The organism is Bradyrhizobium sp. USDA 241 (assembly GCF_049739505.1).
Lineage (GTDB): Bacteria > Pseudomonadota > Alphaproteobacteria > Rhizobiales > Xanthobacteraceae > Bradyrhizobium > Bradyrhizobium liaoningense.
Window position 1 is genome coordinate 1,175,015 of the sequence record NZ_JBMGPZ010000004.1, and the last position, 17,636, is coordinate 1,192,650.

Annotated in this window: 14 protein-coding genes and 3 pseudogenes; 8 read left to right on the forward strand and 9 right to left on the reverse strand. The window is 64.9% G+C overall.

The features are described 5' to 3' along the window. Window positions 1-12 precede the first annotated feature (12 nt). The 6 genes and pseudogenes from ABIF91_RS15350 to ABIF91_RS15375 all read right to left on the reverse strand — a co-directional run bounded on the left by ABIF91_RS15350 (window position 13) and on the right by ABIF91_RS15375 (window position 6,713). Window positions 13-1,257 (reverse strand): flavin monoamine oxidase family protein, encoded by a 1,245-nt coding sequence (locus ABIF91_RS15350; protein ID WP_035671644.1) that lies wholly within the window; start codon window positions 1,255-1,257, stop codon window positions 13-15. Window positions 1,258-1,353: 96 nt separating this feature from the next. Next, window positions 1,354-3,181: pseudogene (typA, locus tag ABIF91_RS15355) on the reverse strand (translational GTPase TypA). A 239-nt stretch (window positions 3,182-3,420) separates the two neighbouring features. Further along, window positions 3,421-3,705: a hypothetical protein gene (locus ABIF91_RS15360; RefSeq protein WP_028180012.1), complete on the reverse strand. Its 285-nt coding sequence runs from the start codon at window positions 3,703-3,705 to the stop codon at window positions 3,421-3,423. Then, window positions 3,702-5,094, reverse strand: a pseudogene (locus ABIF91_RS15365) (radical SAM protein). The gene ABIF91_RS15360 and the pseudogene ABIF91_RS15365 overlap by 4 nt, the downstream one beginning before the upstream one ends. Beyond that, window positions 5,075-5,791, reverse strand: a complete 717-nt coding sequence (locus tag ABIF91_RS15370) for a prolipoprotein diacylglyceryl transferase family protein (protein WP_028180010.1) — start codon at window positions 5,789-5,791, stop codon at window positions 5,075-5,077. Before ABIF91_RS15370 ends, ABIF91_RS15365 begins: the two are co-directional and overlap by 20 nt. A 157-nt stretch (window positions 5,792-5,948) precedes the next feature. Next, a complete protein-coding gene (locus ABIF91_RS15375) occupies window positions 5,949-6,713 on the reverse strand; it encodes a Crp/Fnr family transcriptional regulator (RefSeq protein WP_028180009.1) in 765 nt (254 codons plus the stop codon). A gap of 182 nt (window positions 6,714-6,895) precedes the next feature. On the opposite strand from ABIF91_RS15375, the gene ABIF91_RS15380 reads away from it, so the two are divergent. After that, the gene (locus ABIF91_RS15380) at window positions 6,896-7,279 is read left to right on the forward strand and encodes a response regulator (protein WP_028180008.1); all 384 of its coding nucleotides are present in this window, start codon (window positions 6,896-6,898) and stop codon (window positions 7,277-7,279) included. Window positions 7,280-7,383: 104 nt separating this feature from the next. Here ABIF91_RS15380 and ABIF91_RS15385 read toward each other — a convergent pair whose 3' ends face one another. Next, on the reverse strand, window positions 7,384-8,925 hold the full coding sequence (locus ABIF91_RS15385) for an alkaline phosphatase D family protein (protein ID WP_028180007.1): 1,542 nt from the start codon (window positions 8,923-8,925) through the stop codon (window positions 7,384-7,386). Window positions 8,926-9,111: 186 nt separating this feature from the next. Next, the gene (locus ABIF91_RS15390) at window positions 9,112-10,557 is read right to left on the reverse strand and encodes a TAXI family TRAP transporter solute-binding subunit (RefSeq protein WP_028180006.1); all 1,446 of its coding nucleotides are present in this window, start codon (window positions 10,555-10,557) and stop codon (window positions 9,112-9,114) included. Window positions 10,558-10,712: 155 nt separating this feature from the next. On the opposite strand from ABIF91_RS15390, the gene ABIF91_RS15395 reads away from it, so the two are divergent. Together ABIF91_RS15395 and ABIF91_RS15400 are read left to right on the forward strand one after the other, a co-directional pair. Further along, on the forward strand, window positions 10,713-11,003 hold the full coding sequence (locus ABIF91_RS15395; RefSeq protein WP_028180005.1) for a 4a-hydroxytetrahydrobiopterin dehydratase: 291 nt from the start codon (window positions 10,713-10,715) through the stop codon (window positions 11,001-11,003). 100 nt (window positions 11,004-11,103) lie between these two features. Then, the gene (locus tag ABIF91_RS15400; RefSeq protein WP_035671635.1) at window positions 11,104-11,493 is read left to right on the forward strand and encodes a YkvA family protein; all 390 of its coding nucleotides are present in this window, start codon (window positions 11,104-11,106) and stop codon (window positions 11,491-11,493) included. Window positions 11,494-11,731: 238 nt separating this feature from the next. Here the strand turns inward: ABIF91_RS15400 and ABIF91_RS15405 are convergent. Further along, a pseudogene (locus ABIF91_RS15405) lies at window positions 11,732-12,707 on the reverse strand (NADPH:quinone oxidoreductase family protein). A gap of 196 nt (window positions 12,708-12,903) precedes the next feature. Here ABIF91_RS15405 and ABIF91_RS15410 point away from each other — a divergent pair. The 5 genes from ABIF91_RS15410 (at window position 12,904) to ABIF91_RS15430 (ending at window position 17,567) form a co-directional block, all read left to right on the forward strand. Then, complete coding sequence (locus ABIF91_RS15410; RefSeq protein WP_035671628.1) at window positions 12,904-13,743, forward strand: SDR family oxidoreductase; 840 nt, start codon at window positions 12,904-12,906, stop codon at window positions 13,741-13,743. Window positions 13,744-13,860: 117 nt separating this feature from the next. Next, a complete protein-coding gene (locus ABIF91_RS15415) occupies window positions 13,861-14,538 on the forward strand; it encodes an invasion associated locus B family protein (protein WP_028180001.1) in 678 nt (225 codons plus the stop codon). Window positions 14,539-14,726: 188 nt separating this feature from the next. Continuing rightward, window positions 14,727-15,929, forward strand: coding sequence for a 23S rRNA (adenine(2503)-C(2))-methyltransferase RlmN (rlmN, locus tag ABIF91_RS15420; RefSeq protein WP_028180000.1), 1,203 nt, complete (start codon window positions 14,727-14,729; stop codon window positions 15,927-15,929). A gap of 151 nt (window positions 15,930-16,080) precedes the next feature. Then, on the forward strand, window positions 16,081-16,575 hold the full coding sequence (locus tag ABIF91_RS15425; RefSeq protein ID WP_028179999.1) for a hypothetical protein: 495 nt from the start codon (window positions 16,081-16,083) through the stop codon (window positions 16,573-16,575). A gap of 215 nt (window positions 16,576-16,790) precedes the next feature. After that, complete coding sequence (locus ABIF91_RS15430; protein ID WP_028179998.1) at window positions 16,791-17,567, forward strand: phosphatase PAP2 family protein; 777 nt, start codon at window positions 16,791-16,793, stop codon at window positions 17,565-17,567. Window positions 17,568-17,636: the final 69 nt, after the last annotated feature.

The following is a 17,636-nucleotide window of genomic DNA, read 5'->3' on the forward strand; positions in this document are numbered from 1 at the left end:
CGGCGTGTGCGGTTACGGCTTGCCCAAAGCCGCCAGCACTTCCTTCGCCGCCCGCTCTCCACTGTCCCTTGCGCCATGTGCCGTCGTGAAGAAGGTCGGCGACGTCGCTTCCCCCGCAAAGAACAGCCGCCCATCCACCGGGGCAGCCAGCACGGCGCGATCTCCCGCATGCCCCGGCAGCGCGTGCGAGTAAGACCCTCGTGCAAGCGGATCATGCGCCCAGCGCGACTCGTACAGCGGCCTCAGCTTGCGGCGGATGTCGTTGCCGAGGAAGCCGGCGATCTCGTCGATGCTCTGCGCGGCGATGGCGCCGTCGCCGGCCTCTTCCAGCTCGCGCGCAAAGCTGCCGCCGAAGAAGCCCTCGATGCAGGGCTGGCCGAACGGGCGGATGTGGTAGGTGCCCATGTCGGTCCGCATGGTGGCGCCACGCAGATTGGCCTCCTTCGGAAAGGCTTCGGCGTCATCGAGCGCCAGCGTCACCTTGTCGTCGACGCCCAGCGGCAGGCCGGCGGCGGCCTCGACCTTGGCGGGGAGCTGCGGCGAGAAGCGGATCGCCTCCTCGGCGATCAGATTGGTCGGCACGGTGACGATCGCCTTGGCCGCGGTCAGCGTGCCCTGCGACGTCTCTAGGCGTAGGCGCTTGTCGGAGTGGTCGATCAGCGCAACGTTGCAGTTCAGCGCCACCGGGCAGGGTGCCCCATACGTTGCAACCAGCGCGCCATAGCCGCGGCGGACGCGCCAGTTGAGGCCAGTGTCCTCATAGGCGTCCCAGTCCAGCGTGGACATGTCCTTGAGTTCGCAGCCGTTGATGTAGGTCGAGATCGCGTCGATCATGGGATTCCAGCGATTGCCGGCCTCGAGGCTCAGGCTCGCGGGTTCGTCCCTGCCCTTTTGCGCGGCTTCCCACAGGCGCTCATAGAACGCGTCCATCGCGCGCATGAAATCGTCGCGCTCGGCTTGCGGGAAAGCGTTGCCGAAGGCGCGCTCGCGCCAGGGCGGCAGGTCCTTGTTGAGCTCGAAACCGAGCTGTCGCGCGATCGGCACGAAGGAGTTCTTGTCCGCGGAGTGAAGCCAGCCGCAGCCGACGTCGAACGTCACCTCGGGCGAGGCCTGCACGGTCCAGGCCCGGCCGCCGAGCCGGTCACGGGCCTCCAGCACGATCACGGAGAGGCCGCAGCCTCGCAGCGCATGCGCCGCGCCAAGGCCGGCGGCACCGGCACCGATGATCGCGACGTCGACGGAGGAGGGAAAGGACATGGCGAATGGCGAGTAGCGAATGGTGAGTAGCGTTATAGCAGAGATGCTGCGCGGGGTTTCCCCCTATTCGCTACTCGCCAATCCCAATTCGCCCAGTTACGCCACCGCTTCCTTGGCCTTTTCCGCGCGCTTGCGCTCGTTCGGGTCGAGGTGCTTCTTGCGCAGGCGGATCGACTTCGGGGTCACCTCGACGAGCTCGTCGTCCTCGATGTAGGCGAGGGCCTTTTCCCAGCGTCATGCGGATCGGCGGGGTCAGGCGCACCGCTTCGTCCTTCGAGGTCGTGCGGATGTTGGTGAGCTGCTTGCCCTTGAGCACGTTGATCTCGAGATCGTTGTCGCGGGTGTGCTCGCCGACGATCATGCCTTTGTAGACCTTCCAGCCCGGCTCGATCATCATCGGGCCGCGGTCTTCCAGCTTGAACATGGCGTATGCCACCGCCTCGCCCTGGTCGTTGGAGATCAGGACGCCGTTGCGGCGACCCTGGATCTCGCCCTTGTACGGCGCGTAGCCGTGGAACAGGCGGTTCATGATCGCGGTGCCGCGGGTATCGGTGAGCAGCTCGCCCTGATAGCCGATCAGGCCGCGGGTCGGCGCGTAGAACACCAGACGCAGGCGGTTGCCGCCGGACGGCTTCATCTCGATCAGCTCGGCCTTGCGCTCGCTCATCTTCTGCACGACGACGCCGGAATGCTCCTCGTCGACGTCGATCACGACCTCCTCGATCGGCTCCATGGTGGAGCCGGTGGCCTCGTCCTTCTGGAACACGACGCGCGGGCGCGACACCGAGAGCTCGAAGCCCTCGCGGCGCATGGTCTCGATCAGGATCGCGAGCTGCAATTCGCCGCGACCCGAGACTTCCATCGCGTCCTTGTCGGCAGCTTCGACCACACGCAGCGCGACGTTGCCCTCGGCTTCGCGCAACAGGCGGTCGCGGATCATGCGGCTCGTCACCTTGTCGCCTTCGGTGCCGGCGAGCGGGGAGTTGTTGACGATGAACGACATCGACACGGTCGGCGGATCGATCGGCTGCGCCGGCAGCGGCACGTCGACGGTCGGATCGCAGAAGGTATCGGCGACAGTGCCCTTGGTCAGGCCGGCAATGGCAACGATGTCGCCGGCTTCGGCTTCATCGAGCGGCGTGCGCTCGAGGCCGCGGAACGCCAGGATCTTGGTGATACGCCCGGACTCGACCAGCTTGCCCTCGGCATTCAGCACCTTGACCTGCTGGTTCGGCTTCAGCACGCCCGACGAGATACGGCCGGTGATGATGCGGCCGAGATAGGGGTTGGCCTCCAGAATGGTGCCGATCATCCGGAACGGACCTTCCTCGACCTTGGGCGCCGCGACGTGGCGCAGGATCAGGTCGAACAGCGGCTCCATGCCCTTGTCCTTCGGACCCTCCGGGCTGTCCGCCATCCAGCCCTGCTTGGCCGACCCGTACAGGATCGGGAAGTCGAGCTGCTCCTCGCTGGCGTCCAGCGCGGCGAACAGGTCGAACACCTCGTTGATGACCTCGGTCGGGCGCGCGTCGGGACGGTCGACCTTGTTGATGACGACGATCGGCTTGAGACCGACCTTGAGCGCCTTGGAGACCACGAACTTGGTCTGCGGCAGCGGGCCTTCGGCGGCGTCGACCAGCACCAGGGCGCCGTCCACCATGTTGAGGATGCGCTCGACCTCGCCGCCAAAATCGGCGTGGCCGGGCGTGTCGACGATGTTGATGCGGGTGTCCTTCCACTGCACCGAGGCGGCCTTGGCCAGGATGGTGATGCCGCGCTCGCGCTCCAGGTCGTTGGAGTCCATGGCGCGATCCGTCACCTTCTGGTTTTCGCGGAACGTGCCGGACTGCTGGAGGAGCTTGTCGACGAGGGTCGTCTTGCCGTGGTCGACGTGGGCGATGATGGCGACGTTACGAAGATTCATGAGTGAGCTTCTTTGCGGTCGAACAATGGGTTAAGCGCGATCTCGCCGGTCGGACCGGGACCTCTTCTCGAAACAACGCTGGAAGACTGGAAACGGGGCGCTTTCCGCCCAAAAAGGAAGCCCGGCCATATCAGACCGGGCGCCCTGCGCGTTGCGGCGCAATATATGCAAAAACGGCCAAAAAACAATGTGTTCTTTGACCGTTGGTTGACTGAATTTTGTCAGGGAATCTCCGGGGCTTAGGCGCCTGGACGGACTTGACCGCGCCGTCCCTTGATGGCCGCCCAGATCAGGGCGACCCCGCCGATGCCCACGACCAGGCCCAGGAACACCAAAGGCGCGATGTCGGAGGCGATGCTGCCATCCTCGAACACCGACATTCCGCCGAACAGCAGCGCACAGACACCCGGCAGCAGCAGGATGATCCCGAAGATCGCCATGAGCGCGGTCAGGCAGCCGCTGCGTTTTTGCGTCGGCGGAGGCGGAACGGGAGGCGCGGGCGGCGGTGTGTCGCTGATGCTCATGCCTGCAAGGCTCCTTCGCTCGCCTGAGCGGCCAAGCTGGCGCGGATACCGTCGATCTTTCCGTTCCGATAGAACAGGTTGTAGGTGTCGAACGGAATGATCGCGCCCTGCTCCGTCACGAAATGGATGCAGGAGCGCTTGACGTTGCCGACGCAGAAATTGAAGCGGTCGAGAAACTGCACGATGGTGACGCGGAAGACATTCTCGTAAGTGAGGCCCTGCGGCACCTCGAAGCTCGGCAGGCAGCAGAGCAATTCGCAGACCCGCTCGCTCGTGTTCAGCGGCCCCGACGACAGCGAGAACAGGTCCAGGAACTTCTCCTGGAATTTCTCCCGCAGCATCGGGTATTTTTCCGGGCTGATGGTGTTGGGCATCACCGCAACGAGCTGCTCCTGCTGTAGCAGCGAGGTCAGCGGCAGCACTTTCTCGCCGTTGCGCAGACCGTAGCCGATCGAGATGCTTTCAGGGTTGCAGGGCAGCGGGATCATGTCCTTGTCGCCGAACACGCCGGTCTCGACGACGCGCGTGCGAATCTCCGACAGCATGATGCGGTCGGTGGTCTTGTCGAAATTCTCGTTGCGCCCGGCGTCCTGCACCGGCTGCAGCGTGACGCCGCGCACGCATTTCCAGGTCAGCGCGTGGCGCACGATGTCGCCGATCTCGGCGTCGTTGACGCCGCGCTTGATGGTCGCGACCAGCGTGGTCGACACGCCATAATGCTCGAGATTTTCCAGCGCCTGCTGGCGGATTTTTCGCAAATCCGCGCCGCGCAGATCGATCAGCGCATCGCGCTGAAGCGAATCGAACTGGAGATAGACCTCCAGCCCCCGTTTGTTCTCGGCGAGCCGTGCCACGAAGTCCTTCTCGCGGGCGATGCGCAGGCCGTTGGTGTTGATCATGACGTGGCGGATCGGGCGGGCGCGCACCGCGTCCAGGATCTCGAAGAAATCGGGATGCAATGTCGGCTCGCCGCCGGATATCTGCACCAGATCCGGCTCGCCTTCGCTCGCCACCAGCGCGTCGAGCATCCTCTCGACCGTCGCGAGCGGGGTGAATTTCGTTCGTGCCGGCGAGGATTCGGCGAAGCAGACCGGGCAGGTGAGGTTGCAGTGCTCGGTGATCTCGATCAGCGCCAGGCAGGAATGCTGCTCGTGGTCGGGACAGAGGCCGCAATCATAGGGGCAGCCGAATTCCGTGCGGTGCTGGAATTGCAGCGGCCGGTCGCCCGGCTTGATGAAATCCTTGCACAGTCGCCAATAGGCAGCGTCCGTCGACACCAGCGTCGACTGAACGCGTCTTGGTCGGCACCAGCTTCAGGCAGGTCTCGCAAAGGGACTGGGTCTGGCCCCAGAAGATGTAGGGACGCGACTTACGCAACGGCGCGTTCATGCAGGGATCTCGCTTTGGCCGCCGTCGCCAGCATGAATGCGGCGTAGAGCAGGATGGACAGCGACAGCAGGTGAAACAGCGTGAAAGGACCGATCAGCGTGCCGTAGGGCTTGAGGAATTCCCATAGGAAGCGCTGCGCTCCATAATAGGCGAGAACCAGGTAGAAACCATTGGTGATGGTGAAGGCGTTTCGGTTCAAGACCGCCAGCACATAGACAATCGCGAAGACGGCCATGGCGGCGCTCTCGTAGAGCTGGACGGGTTGGCGAAGGACGCCGTCGCCGAAATCATGGCCGAAAGGCAGCGCCGTCGGCGTGCCGTAGGTGAAGTCGTCTAGGCCCGCGAAGTAGCATCCGAGGCGGCCGATCGCGATGCCGAGCGCCAGCGGCAGCGCAAACCGGGCGCCGGTTCGCACCGCGATTCCTGCGGACCATTTGTAAAGCTCGATCGCCACGATGCCGCCGGCCAGCGCGCCCTCGACCGAGCGCGCGATGCCGCTCTGCCCGGACAGCCACAGATTGGCCGACCCGAACAGATAGGCGCCGAGGCCGGCGCCGAACGCCAGCGCGGCGATATAGGGCAGCTCGAAGGATTGCGCCGGAAACCGCAAGCCCTGTCGCGCCAGCCAGTAGACAGCCGCTGCGGCCGCCAGCCACGCCGTGATATCGAACAGAGTGTGAAGGAAAGCCCCGCCCATGCGGAAGAGCATAGCACGATCACGTTCAGACGTGCGCGACACAGGCTCACTGGGGTGAGGGGTCTTTCTCGGCAGACGAACTCGTGGAGAGAACCCCTCATCCGGCGCTTCGCGCCACCTTCTCCCGCAAGGGAAGGAAGAGCAGCAGACTGCGCTTCTACCCGGCCTCCCGCTCCTCGGTTGGATAGACGCCGCGCAGCACCTCCTCGAAATGCATCTTCACGGCATCGTTGCACAGGCAGGCGCGCAACTTCAGGCCATCGCGGCTGAGAACCAGGATCGAACCACGCCTTGTGTCGAGAATCCGCTCCGCCTTAAACGACTGAAGCACGCGGCTGGCATAGCTGCGCCCGACCCCGAGCAGCGTCGCGAGCTGTTCGTGGGTCAGCGGCACACTGGTCTCGTCGCCGGTCCGCTCCATCGCCGCCAAAATCCATTTGGCGGTCCGCTGTTCGATCGAATGGATCGCGTTGCAGGCGGTCGACTGGAAGATCTGGGCCAGCATGCAATCGGCATAGCGCGCAAAGATGTTGCGCAGCGACGCCGAGCGCAGCTTGGCCGCTTCCAGCTTGGCAACGTGAACGCGCGCAAACGGTCCGCCGAATTTCACGCAGATCCGGGTATAGGCCGGCAGGAATCCCTCGCTGACGATGCCGCCCACCGCGCCTTCGCGGCCGACCAGAATGGTTTCGACGTCGCGGCCGTCCTCGTTGGGGACGAGGAAGGTCGCGAGCGATGGCCCGCAGGGGAAGTGAACGACCTGCACGTCATCGCCGGGATTGTAGAGCAATTGGCCCGCTGCGGAGTCTTCGACAGTCACGTGCGGCGCAAGCAGGCCGTAGTCGGCCTGGCTCAAACGCCGCAGCAGATTGTTGGCCGGCCGGCTTTCGACCTCGGTGACCTTGCCGATACGCGCATCCATCGTGAAACTCCCGTCCTTCCTCCCACCTTAGCGAGTTCCGCGCCTCCCCTGTGTGCACAAGTGGACAGACTGAACAACGATGATGTGGTGAGTTTCGTTCCGGGAACCCCCCCGATGCGCTACGCGCCAGGCATCGTGTCGCGGCAGTCCTGATCCTAAAACCCCCAGCGCAAGACGCGATCATGGCACCCGCACTTTCCAACGGCTCAGGCTGGCCGGCCGATGTTCTGATCGTCGAGGACGATCCGATCATCGCAATCGATTTCGAGGACCGTCTGCTCGGATTTGGCGTGACCGGCGTGCGGACCGTCGGTTCGGTGAAGCAGGCGCTGGACGCCATTGCGAAGCGCACGCCCGACTTCGCGCTGCTCGATGTCGAGCTGATCCGCGAGACCAGCTTTGCGATCGCCGAGCGGCTGACCGCGCTGAAGGTTCCGTTCGTTTTCGTTACCGGCTATGGCGCCGAGGCGCGCATTCCGCCCGAATTGGCGGGCCGGCCGCGGTTGCAGAAACCGTGTTCGAGCGATGCGTTGGAAGCGGCGCTCAAGCTACGCGCCGTGGGCTAAAGCGCGATGCGATTAGGATGAATCGTCATCGCGCTTTAGGTTGTTGTTTAAGCATGATCTTTTCGGAAAACCGCTCCGCACTTTTCCGGATCATGCTTTAGCGATCAGCTTTGCTTCGGATCGAGCGTGGTCGACCACAGCGCCACGTCGGCGCGGTCGCGCAGGGTCACCGTCATTTGACCCGAGGCGCCGTCGATCTTGACGTGACCGAAGAACTGCATGCCCGCTGACGGCGGCAGGTTCTGGCTCTCCTTGCCCGGTGCCTTGACGAAGCGGACCTCGGGGCCAAAGGTGTTGTCGAGCGCGTTCGGACCGAACGTACCGGCGTGCAGCGGACCCGACACGAATTCCCAGAACGGCTCGAACTCCTGGAATTGCGCCTTGTTCGGATCGTAGTAATGCGCGGCGGCGTAGTGCACGTCCGCGGTCAGCCACACCGTGTTGGTGATCGGCGCCATCTTGATGAAGCGGAGGATGTCGGCGATCTCGAGCTCGCGACCACGCGCCGGACCGTCGCCCTGTGCAATGGCCTCCGAGCCACCCTTCGGCGTGTCCGAGACAATCAGGCTGATCGGCATGTCTGACGCGATCACCTTCCATGTCGCGCGCGAATTCAAGAGACCGCGCTTGAGCCAGGCGATCTGGTCCGGCCCGAGGAAGTAGCTGGCGGGGCCGTAAGCGGTCTCGAGATTGGGCCCGTTCGGGCCGCGATAGCTGCGCTCGTCGAGCACGAACACGTCGAGATGCGGTCCGTAGGCGATATGGCGATAGACCCGGCCGGGCTCCACGATGCTGTCCCGCATCGGATACATCTCGTGGAAGGCGCGCCCCGCGCGGGCCGCGAGCAGCGGGATGTCCCGCACCTTGTAGGCGGCCGGCAGCTCCTTCGACAGCGACCAGTTGTTGGTCACCTCGTGGTCGTCCCACTGCACGAAGATCGGCACTTCGGCATTGAAGGCTCGGAGGTTCTCGTCGGTGAGATTGTATTTGTGCGCGGCGCGGTACTCGTCCAGCGTCTCCGCGACCTTGGCCTTCTCCGGGATCGTGACGTTCTTCCAGACCTTGCCATCGGCGAGCTTCACCTCGGACTGGATGGGACCGTCGGCATAGACCGTGTCGCCGGAATGCAGGAAGAAATCCGGCCGGTGCTTGCGCATCGCCGAAAAGGTGAACATGCCGCCGTCATCGGGATTGATGCCCCAGCCCTGGCCGGCGACGTCGCCACCCCAGACGAAGCTGACGTCGCGGCGGTCGGCCGGCGCGGTGCGGAAGCGGCCGACCACCGGCTCGCCCTCGACCGCGCTGTGCGAGAGATCGCGGAAGCGGACGCGGTAAAAGATGTCCTGGCCGCCCGGCAAATTCTCCAGCAGCATTTTTGCCGTGAAGTCGCTCTCGGGGAGAGCCGCGATCGGCGGCAGCGCACGGGCATCCCTGAACGTATCAGTCGTCGCCACCTCGACCAGCATCTGTGCCGGCCGGTCGGTACGCGCCCACACCACACCGCCATCGACCGTGACGTCGCCAGACTGCACGCCATGAGTGACCGCCGGACGATCGGCCGCGCGCGAGAGATACGGCATTGCCATCGTGCCGAGCGCACCGGCGCTGGTGGCGAGGAAGCGGCGGCGGGAGAATTTGATGTTCATGAAGGATGGCTCGCTGTGTTGCGCGCATCTCGCGCTGTCATTCCGGAGCGCGCGAAGCGCGAATCCGGAATCTCGAGATTCCCCGGTGCGCAGTTGCGCACCTGTCGTCTGGTCCTTCGGACCATCCCGGAATGACAGTGGGAGCTATATCGAGACAATGTGACGCAGCCATTACGCAGGCAGCGCCTACGCGTTGCCGGCGGCCCTGAACTGCGCGCCGGCGCGCTGCAGGTTCTGCGGCAGGCTCATCAGCAATGCCTTGCGGTCGGCGACCGCAGAGTGGAACTGGTCGAGTGCGATGTTGAAGGCGGTGAGCGCGCCTTCCTCGATCGCGCCGTGATCGTAGCAGCGCAGCGTATCGCGCAGGATGTCGTCAGCCTCGGTCTGCATCTGGTCGAGCTCTTCGGTCGTCTCGCATTTGCGCGCAGCGGCGATCATGTCGAGCAGGCGTTCGCGCTGGTGATTGTTGCTGTCGCGCTCATCCTTCTTCAGGTATCCGGCGAACCAGGCGCCGATCGAGCCCATGGCGGAAAGCGCCATCAGGCTCCACCAGATGTAATCGCTGTATTTGTCGAGGAAGGTCTTTTCCTCGCCGTCGACGAAGGCGGCCGCACCCGGATGCACCGGGATCACCGCATCCTTGTCGGTATCAGGCGTTTCGATCTTCGCCGCGAGCGGGAATTCCGTGACCAGTTGCTGGCGCACGGCGAAGAGCTGGCGCGTGAACGCCGCAATGGTGGTTTCGGCCACGCCTTTCCGCGCCACGATGTGGTGCGAAAAGCTGATGGTCTTCACCTCGTCCTCCGGGCGAGCAGGCGAGCCACCATAGGTGCCGGCGGGGATCTCGGACGCTTCGTAGACCGGATGGTTTTGCGCAATCGCATCCGCCGAATCGATCGCGAGGAAGGTGGGCGCGCCGAAATCCTTGGTGGAGGCGGCGATCGCATCCGACGTGATCTTGCTGTTGACGGGGCCGGCCGCGAGATAGACGTCGGCCTTCTGCGCCTTGATCGCCTCGGCGGCTTCGTTCGCCGGGAATTGCACGATCTCGACCTTGGCAGGATCGATGCGGTACTGCTGGAGGATCACCTTGAGCAGATTGACGTTGGCCTGGGTGCGGCCGACCACGCCGACGCGATGGCCGGCGAGCTGTGCGATCTTGGTGATCTTCGGGCCCCGTTTCTTGCCTTTGGCCGGCACGGACCACAGCACCACCACGTTCTTGCGCAGGGTCGCGACCGCTTGCGCGTTCTTGGGCACGTCGACGTCGCCGCGCACGATGGCGAGATCGACCTTGCCTTCCGCGAGCGCATCGGCGCTGGCCGTGGCGCCGTCGGTCTGGAACGGCCGCAGCCTTACCTGACCCTTGGTCTGGGTGAAGGCCTGCGTCAGCGCCTGCACGACCCTGATGTCATCGCTGTTGGCAGGGCCGACCGCGATCTTGAGCGTCACCGGACGCATCGCGAAGTAATAGCCGCCGGCGAGCGCGCCCACGATCGCAAGCACGAGTGCCAGAGACACGAGCGCCGTCTTCCGCGCCGCCGATCGCGGCGAAGGCGGAGGGGGCGCTTCGGCCAGGTCCAATCCCCCGGTCATCGATCTCCCAAACAGGCGCTTCAGGCTCAGTTTCATCTTGGCCGGCGATCTACCGTTGCAATTGTAGCAAATTTCCTTGTCCGGCGGGGTTACATCTCCGTCATGGTTAGCGGACGCAGGAAATCCCGTATGAACCCGGGCAGCGGCGCGGTGTTAGAGTAAAGTTCCCCCAAAAAGGCAAGGAGACGATCATGGCAGAACGGCTCTCGGCGGAGGAGTGCAGGCAGGCGCTGGGCGGACTACCGGGCTGGAGTGAGGTCCAGGGCCGCGACGCCATCGGGAAGATCTTTGTCTTCAGGGATTTCAACGAGGCGTTCGGCTTCATGACCCGCGCCGCGCTGGTGGCTGAGAAGATGGATCACCACCCCGAATGGCGCAACGTCTACAAGACGGTGGAGGTGGTGCTGTCGACCCACGACGCCGGCGGCGTCACCACGCGCGACATCGCGCTGGCCAAGGCGATGAACGCGATCGCAGGCTGACACCGGGCTGACGTCTTGCAGGGATCGGCCGCATCCCCATCTTGTGATCAGCCGGGACCGGGACGACCTCCGCCTCCGGCAGAACGGGGAGTTTTTGAGCATGGCTGCCGAGCACAGCGTCGGCTTCGAGCCGGCCGATCGGCTCGCGGAAGATCGCGAGAGCGTGCGCCGCCGCTTCTGGCGCAAGCTGAAGCGTGTCGCCGCGCACCTGCCGTTCGCGGAAGACCTGCTTGCCGCCTATTACTGCGCGTTCGACCGGCAGACGCCGCGCCACGTCCAGGCCTCGCTGCTCGGGGCGATCGCCTACTTCATCCTGCCGTTCGACTTCGTCACGGACGTGATGCCGATCCTCGGCTTCGCCGATGACGCTGCCGTGCTCGCCACTGCCATCCGCATGGTCGCCAGCCACATCACGAACGAGCATCGCGAGGCCGCCCGCGCCGCGCTGAAGCGCGGGGTTGAGGAGGCGGAAGAAGAAGCGGAAGCTTAGGAGCCCTTACCACGAGCGCGCTGTCATTCCCCGCGACCCGGCTACGCCAAGGCTTCGCCGGGGTTGAGGTCCAGGGGCGCCGAAGCTTTAGCGTAGGCGGCAAGCGGGGATCCAGTACGCCGCGGCCTCTCGGTTCAGTCTCTGACGTCACGGAGTACTGGATCGCCCGCCTTCGCGGGCGATGACAGTGAGTGTGTGGCGTGCAGGCCGCGACAAACGCGCTTCCGCCACAACATCCTCACGGATGCAGAATCACCTTCCCCATCGCCTGGCGTCCCGCCAGCACCTTCAGCGCGTCCGCGGTCTGGGCCAGCGGGAAAATGCGATCGACATGCGATGAGATCTTGCCTTCCGCCGTCCACTTCACGAGCTTCTCGAGATTGGCGCGGTTCTTGGCCGGGTTGAGCCGGGTCCAGGCGCCCCAGAACACGCCGCGGATGTCGCAGCCTTTCAGCAGCGCGAGGTTCAGCGGCATTTTTGGAATGTCGCCGGCGGCAAAGCCGATGACGAGGAAGCGGCCCTCCCAGGCGATCGAGCGCAGCGCCTGCTCGGCGTAAGCGCCACCAACCGGATCGAAGATGATGTCGACGCCCTTGCCGCCAGTGAGCTTGCGCAGGCCTTCCTTCAGATCCTCCTTGGCGTAGTTCAGCGTCAGCTCGGCGCCATGCGCTTTCGCGAATTCGAGCTTCTCGTCCGACGAGGCGCAGGCGATCACCTTCAGCCCCATCAGCTTGCCGAGCTCGCAGGCGGCGAGGCCGGTGCCGCCGGCAGCGCCAAGCACCGCGAGCGTCTCGCCGGGCTTCGGGCTCGCGCGGTCCTCCAGCGCATGCAGCGCGGTGCCGTAGATGATGATGATGCCGGCCGCGCGGTCGTAGTCGAGATTGTCGGGGATCTTCACGATCGATGCCGCAGGCAGCGCGATCTTCTCGCGCGCGCCGTTGTGGCCGCAGGAGGCGACGACACGGTCGCCGACTTTCAGATCGGTCACGCCCGCGTCCGATGCTCTCGATCACGCCGGCGACTTCCGCCGCCGGCGAGAACGGGAACGGCGGCTTGATCTGGTACTTGCCCTGAATCATCAGGATGTCGAAGAAGTTCAGCGCCGCCGCCTTGATCGCGATCACGGCTTCGCCGGGACCCGCCACCGGATCCGGCACCTCGGCCAGAACGAGATCGTCGGGCTGGCAATATTGCGAGCAGAGGATGGCTTTCATGGCAGCACCTGAGGCGTTTCGAGTGGAATTATAGTTGGCCCGTTTCTGCCGGATTTAGTGCGGCCCGACAATGCGGATTCTTTGCTGGACGCAATGTTCGGCCTATCCTCGCCATTGCGAGCCACCGGGTCCGCGCGCCGCGCGGACCCGGTGGCTTGCAATGACTGAGTGTGTGGAAACAGCGAGGATTCAAACGATGTTTGAAACGGGCCTGCTCAAGAACAAGCGCATCCTCGTCACCGGCGGCGGCTCGGGCCTCGGCGCGGCGATGGGACGTCGCTTCCTCGCGCTCGGCGCCGAACTCGTGATTTGCGGCCGCAAGCTCGACCGGCTGGAAGCAACGGCGCGCGAGATGCGCGAGCAGACGGGCGGCAAGGTCACGACGGTCAGCTGCGATATTCGCGACGGCGCGGCCGTCGACTGCATGATGGATCAGATCTGGCGAGAGGCGCCGCTCGACATCCTCGTCAACAATGCCGCTGCGACCTTCATCGCACAGAGCGAGCATCTCTCCTTCCGCGCCGCGGACGCGATCCTGGCGCCGACGCTGCATGGCGCGATGTATTGCACGCTCGCCGCCGGCAGGCGCTGGATCGCGGGCAAGCATGGCGGCGTCGTGCTCTCGATTCTCTCGACCTCCACCATCACCGGCCGCGCTTTCACGGTTCCGTCGGCGATGGCGAAGTCCGCCCTGCTGGCGATGACCAAGAGCCTTGCGGTGGAGTGGGGCCCGAAGGGCATCCGCACCGTCGCGATCGCGCCCGGTCCGTTTCCGACCGCCGGGGCGTCCGGTCAGCTCCGCCCCGAGGGCCGCGATGAAGGCTGGGCCTCGCGCAACCCGCTCGGCCGCACGGGTGAGCATAGTGAGCTTGCCGATCTCGCCAGCTTCCTGGTCTCCGACCGTGCCGGCTACATCAATGGCGAGATGGTGGTGATCGACGGTGGAGCGCATTTGCGTAGTTCCGGCGCCGAGGATTTGCTCGGCTGGACCGAGGCGCAATGGGCCGAGCAACGCGCCGCGCGATCCAGGGCCTAGCCGCAGCCGATACCGCTAACTGCCTTCCCAAATTGGACTTTCCCGGCTATCCCTGCCCGGGGACAAAGCGCGGTCGGGCCATCTTCCAGTCACAATATTGAGGGAACCACTCCGAGCATGTGGCGGGTGCTGATTTTAGCTTTGATGACTGGCGTCATGGCCGGGGGAATCGCCGATTCCGCGCGGGCGCAGACGGCGCAACCGGCGCCCAAGTCCGTTCCAAAAGAGTCTGCTCCAAAAGAGGCGACACCGAAGCCGGCTGCGTCGCCGGCCCATACGACCGCAAAGGGGGCTTCGAAGCCCGAGAGCAAACCGGCGGCCTCGCCCGCGGGAGTTGCGGGTGGCGCCGAGCCGACCTTGATCGGGCAATTCGGCACCTGGGGCGCCTATGCGGCGACGCCCAACGGCAAGAAGGTCTGCTTCGCGCTGGCCAAGCCTTCATCGTCGAAGACCAATCCGCCGAACCGGCCGCGTGATCCCGCCTATGCGTTCGTCTCGACCCGGCCGGCGGAGAAGGTCAACAACGAAGTCTCGGTCATGATCGGCTACGCGCTGAAGCCGGGCTCGGAATCGACCGTCGAGGTCGGCGGCGCCTCTTTTGCGATGTACACGCAGGGGGATGGCCTCTGGATCAAGAACGCGGCCGAGGAGGAGCGGATGGTCGAAGCCATGCGCAAATCCGCCGACCTCGTGGTCAAGGGCGTCTCGGCCAAGGGCACGGAGACGACCGACACCTTCTCGCTGAAGGGCCTCGCCCAGGCGCTCGACAAGATCGCCCAGGACTGCAAGCGGTAAGGCTAAGCAACGGCCACGGTCGCAATCGGCAGTTCCGGTTGCTATATAGAGGCGGTTCCACAATTTCGGTCGTCATGGCCGGGCTTGACCCGGCCATCCACGCGCAACCGCGATTGACGAAAGACGTGGATGCCCGGGTCAAGCCCGGGCATGACGAATTCAAACAGCAGTAATCCCAGGTCCTTTCGATGCAACCCACGACCGAGCCGCACAACGCAACCCTGGTGGAGAAGACTCCGCTCGAAACCTATGTGCCGCCGGCAAAACCGTCGCTGATCGGCCTGTCGCGCACCGAACTTGCCGACCGCCTCGGCGAGATCGGCGTCGCTCCGGCCCAGCGCAAGATGCGCGTGCAGCAGCTGTGGCACTGGCTCTATTTCCGGGGTGCCCAGAGTTTTGACGACATGACCTCGATCTCCAAGGGCATCCGCGCCGATCTCGCCCAGCACTTCACGGTCGACCGGCCCGAAGTCGTGGCCGAGCAGATCTCCAACGATGGCACCCGCAAATGGCTGCTGCGGCTGCCGAGCGGCGATTCCGTTCAAAAGGCGCATGAAGTCGAGTGCGTCTACATCCCCGAGACCGACCGCGGCACGCTTTGCGTCTCCTCGCAGGTCGGCTGCACGCTGAACTGTTCCTTCTGCCACACCGGCACGCAGCGCCTGGTGCGTAATCTCACCGCCGGCGAGATCGTCGGCCAAGTGATGGTCGCGCGCGATCGCCTGAACGACTGGGCCGATCGTGAGGACGGCACGCGCCGCGTCACCAACATCGTCATGATGGGCATGGGCGAGCCGCTCTACAATTTTGACGCGGTGCGCGATGCGCTGCTCATCGTCGGCGACAATGAAGGCATCGGCATCTCCCGCCGCCGCATCACGCTGTCCACCTCCGGCGTGGTGCCGAACATCGTGCGCGCAGGCGAGGAGATCGGCGTCATGCTCGCGATTTCGCTGCACGCGGTGCGCGACGAGCTGCGCAACGAGCTGGTGCCGCTGAACCGCAAATATCCGATCAAGGAGCTGCTGCAGGCCTGCCGCGACTATCCCGGCGCCTCGAACGCACGCCGCATCACCTTCGAATATGTGATGCTTAGGGGCGTCAACGATTCGCTCGACGATGCCAAGCTGCTGGTGAAGATGCTCAAGGGCATTCCGGCCAAGATCAATCTGATTCCGTTCAATCCGTGGCCCGGCACCGCCTATGAATGCTCGGACTGGGACCAGATCGAGAAGTTCTCCGAATACATCTTCAACGCCGGCTATTCCTCGCCGGTGCGCACCCCGCGCGGCCGCGACATCCTTGCCGCCTGCGGCCAGCTCAAGTCGGAGACCGAAAAGCTCAGCGCACGCGAACGTCAGGCGCTCCGCGCCATGGCGATGACGGATTGAGAATGGCGACTGTCTCCACGCGCGTCGTGGCCGGGCTTGACCCGGCCATCCACGCCGAGCCGCAAGAGAGAAAGTCGTGGATGCCCGGGTCAAGCCCGGGCATGACGACCAGGGGCCTGGTGACGCTGCCGGTCACCAATTTGCTTGCATCATGTCCCTGATCGGCCGCCTCGTCGTCATCTTCATCGGCTTCCTCGCCGCCTGCTTCGTCGGCGGCATGATCGTCGTCGTCGCGCTGCTGTTTCCGGAATTCGCCGATCTCGGCGCCGGTCCCGTCGATCAGGGCACGATCGACATCCTGCTCGGCTTCGGCTTCATTTTCGTCTCCGGCTTTGCGCTGGTGCCGGCGGCGGTGATCGTCGCGATCACCGAAGCGCTCTACATCCGCAGCGCGCTCGCCTACGCCGTCGGCGGCGGCGTCGTGGGGCTCGCCTGCTATCTCGGCCTCGTTCCCTTTCATCCCGACACGTTCCAGTTCGAGGGCATCGTGCGCCGTCACCTGGAGATCATGACCGGCGCCGGCATCGCTGCCGGCGTGGTCTACTGGCTGATCGCCGGCCGAAATGCCGGCGCCTGGCGCGATCCGCCGCCCGCGCGCAAGCCGCCTCCGCCGCTGCCGTCACAGTCGCGGCCGGATGCGCGGTGATGCTTTCTTACCCTCCCCTGGAGGGGGAGGGTCGATCGCGCATAGCGCGAGCGGGGTGGGGTGACAGACTATCCGCGATAGCGGTGCGCGTGGTTTCACCCCACCTCGGTTCGCATTTCGCTTCGCTACATTCGAACCGATCCTCCCCCTCCAGGGGAGGATGGGCACCTCCGTTGGGGTTTTCATCTCCGCCCCACTCCGCTAAACCGCGCGCCATGAACCGGACTGGACTCTTCATCGCCCTGGCGCTGTGGCTCGTGATCGGCGTCGTCTTCGGCCTCTATCCCGAGCTCGATCTCAAGCTCGCTGCGCTGTTCTTCGATCCCGAGACCAGGACGTTTCCGCTCAAGCTGAACGGCTGGGCCAGTTTCGCACGTGACGCTGCGATGTGGGTCGCCTGGGCATTCGTGCTGCCATCGCTGGTCGCACTCGTGGTCAAGATGATCCGGCCGGACCGGCCGCTGATAGTGTCGGGCCGCGCGATGGTGTTCCTGCTGGTCACGATCATCCTGTCGGCCGGCATCCTCACCAATCTCACCTTCAAGACCTATTGGGGCCGGCCACGCCCGGTGGTGGTGACCGAGTTTGCCGGCGACCAGCAATTCGTGCCGTGGTGGGATCCGCGCGGCGGCTGCGCGCGCAACTGCTCGTTCTTCTCGGGCGAGGGTGCGACCGCGTTCTGGACGCTCGCGCCGGCCGCGCTGGCGCCGCCGCCGTGGCGCCCGCTCGCCTATGCCGCCGCCGTGGTGTTCGGCGCCTTGACCAGCGGGCTGCGCATGGCCTTCGGGGGCCACTTCTTCACCGACGTTTCCATCGCCGGCCTCGTCACCTTCGTCGTGATCTGGTTCGCCTACGCGCTGATTTACCGCTGGCCGCGGACGCGGTTTTCGGACGAGGCGGTCGATGCCGCCCTGACCCGGCTGAGCATGCCCGGCTACCGGCTCCGCCAGCGCCTGTTCGGCCGCAAGACCGGTCCCGAGCCGTCGGTTTAGGCCATTAAAGGGGTGCCGAGCCCTGCGAAATTTGATATTCGCGCGGTCAAGTTCGCACCTTCATCAGCC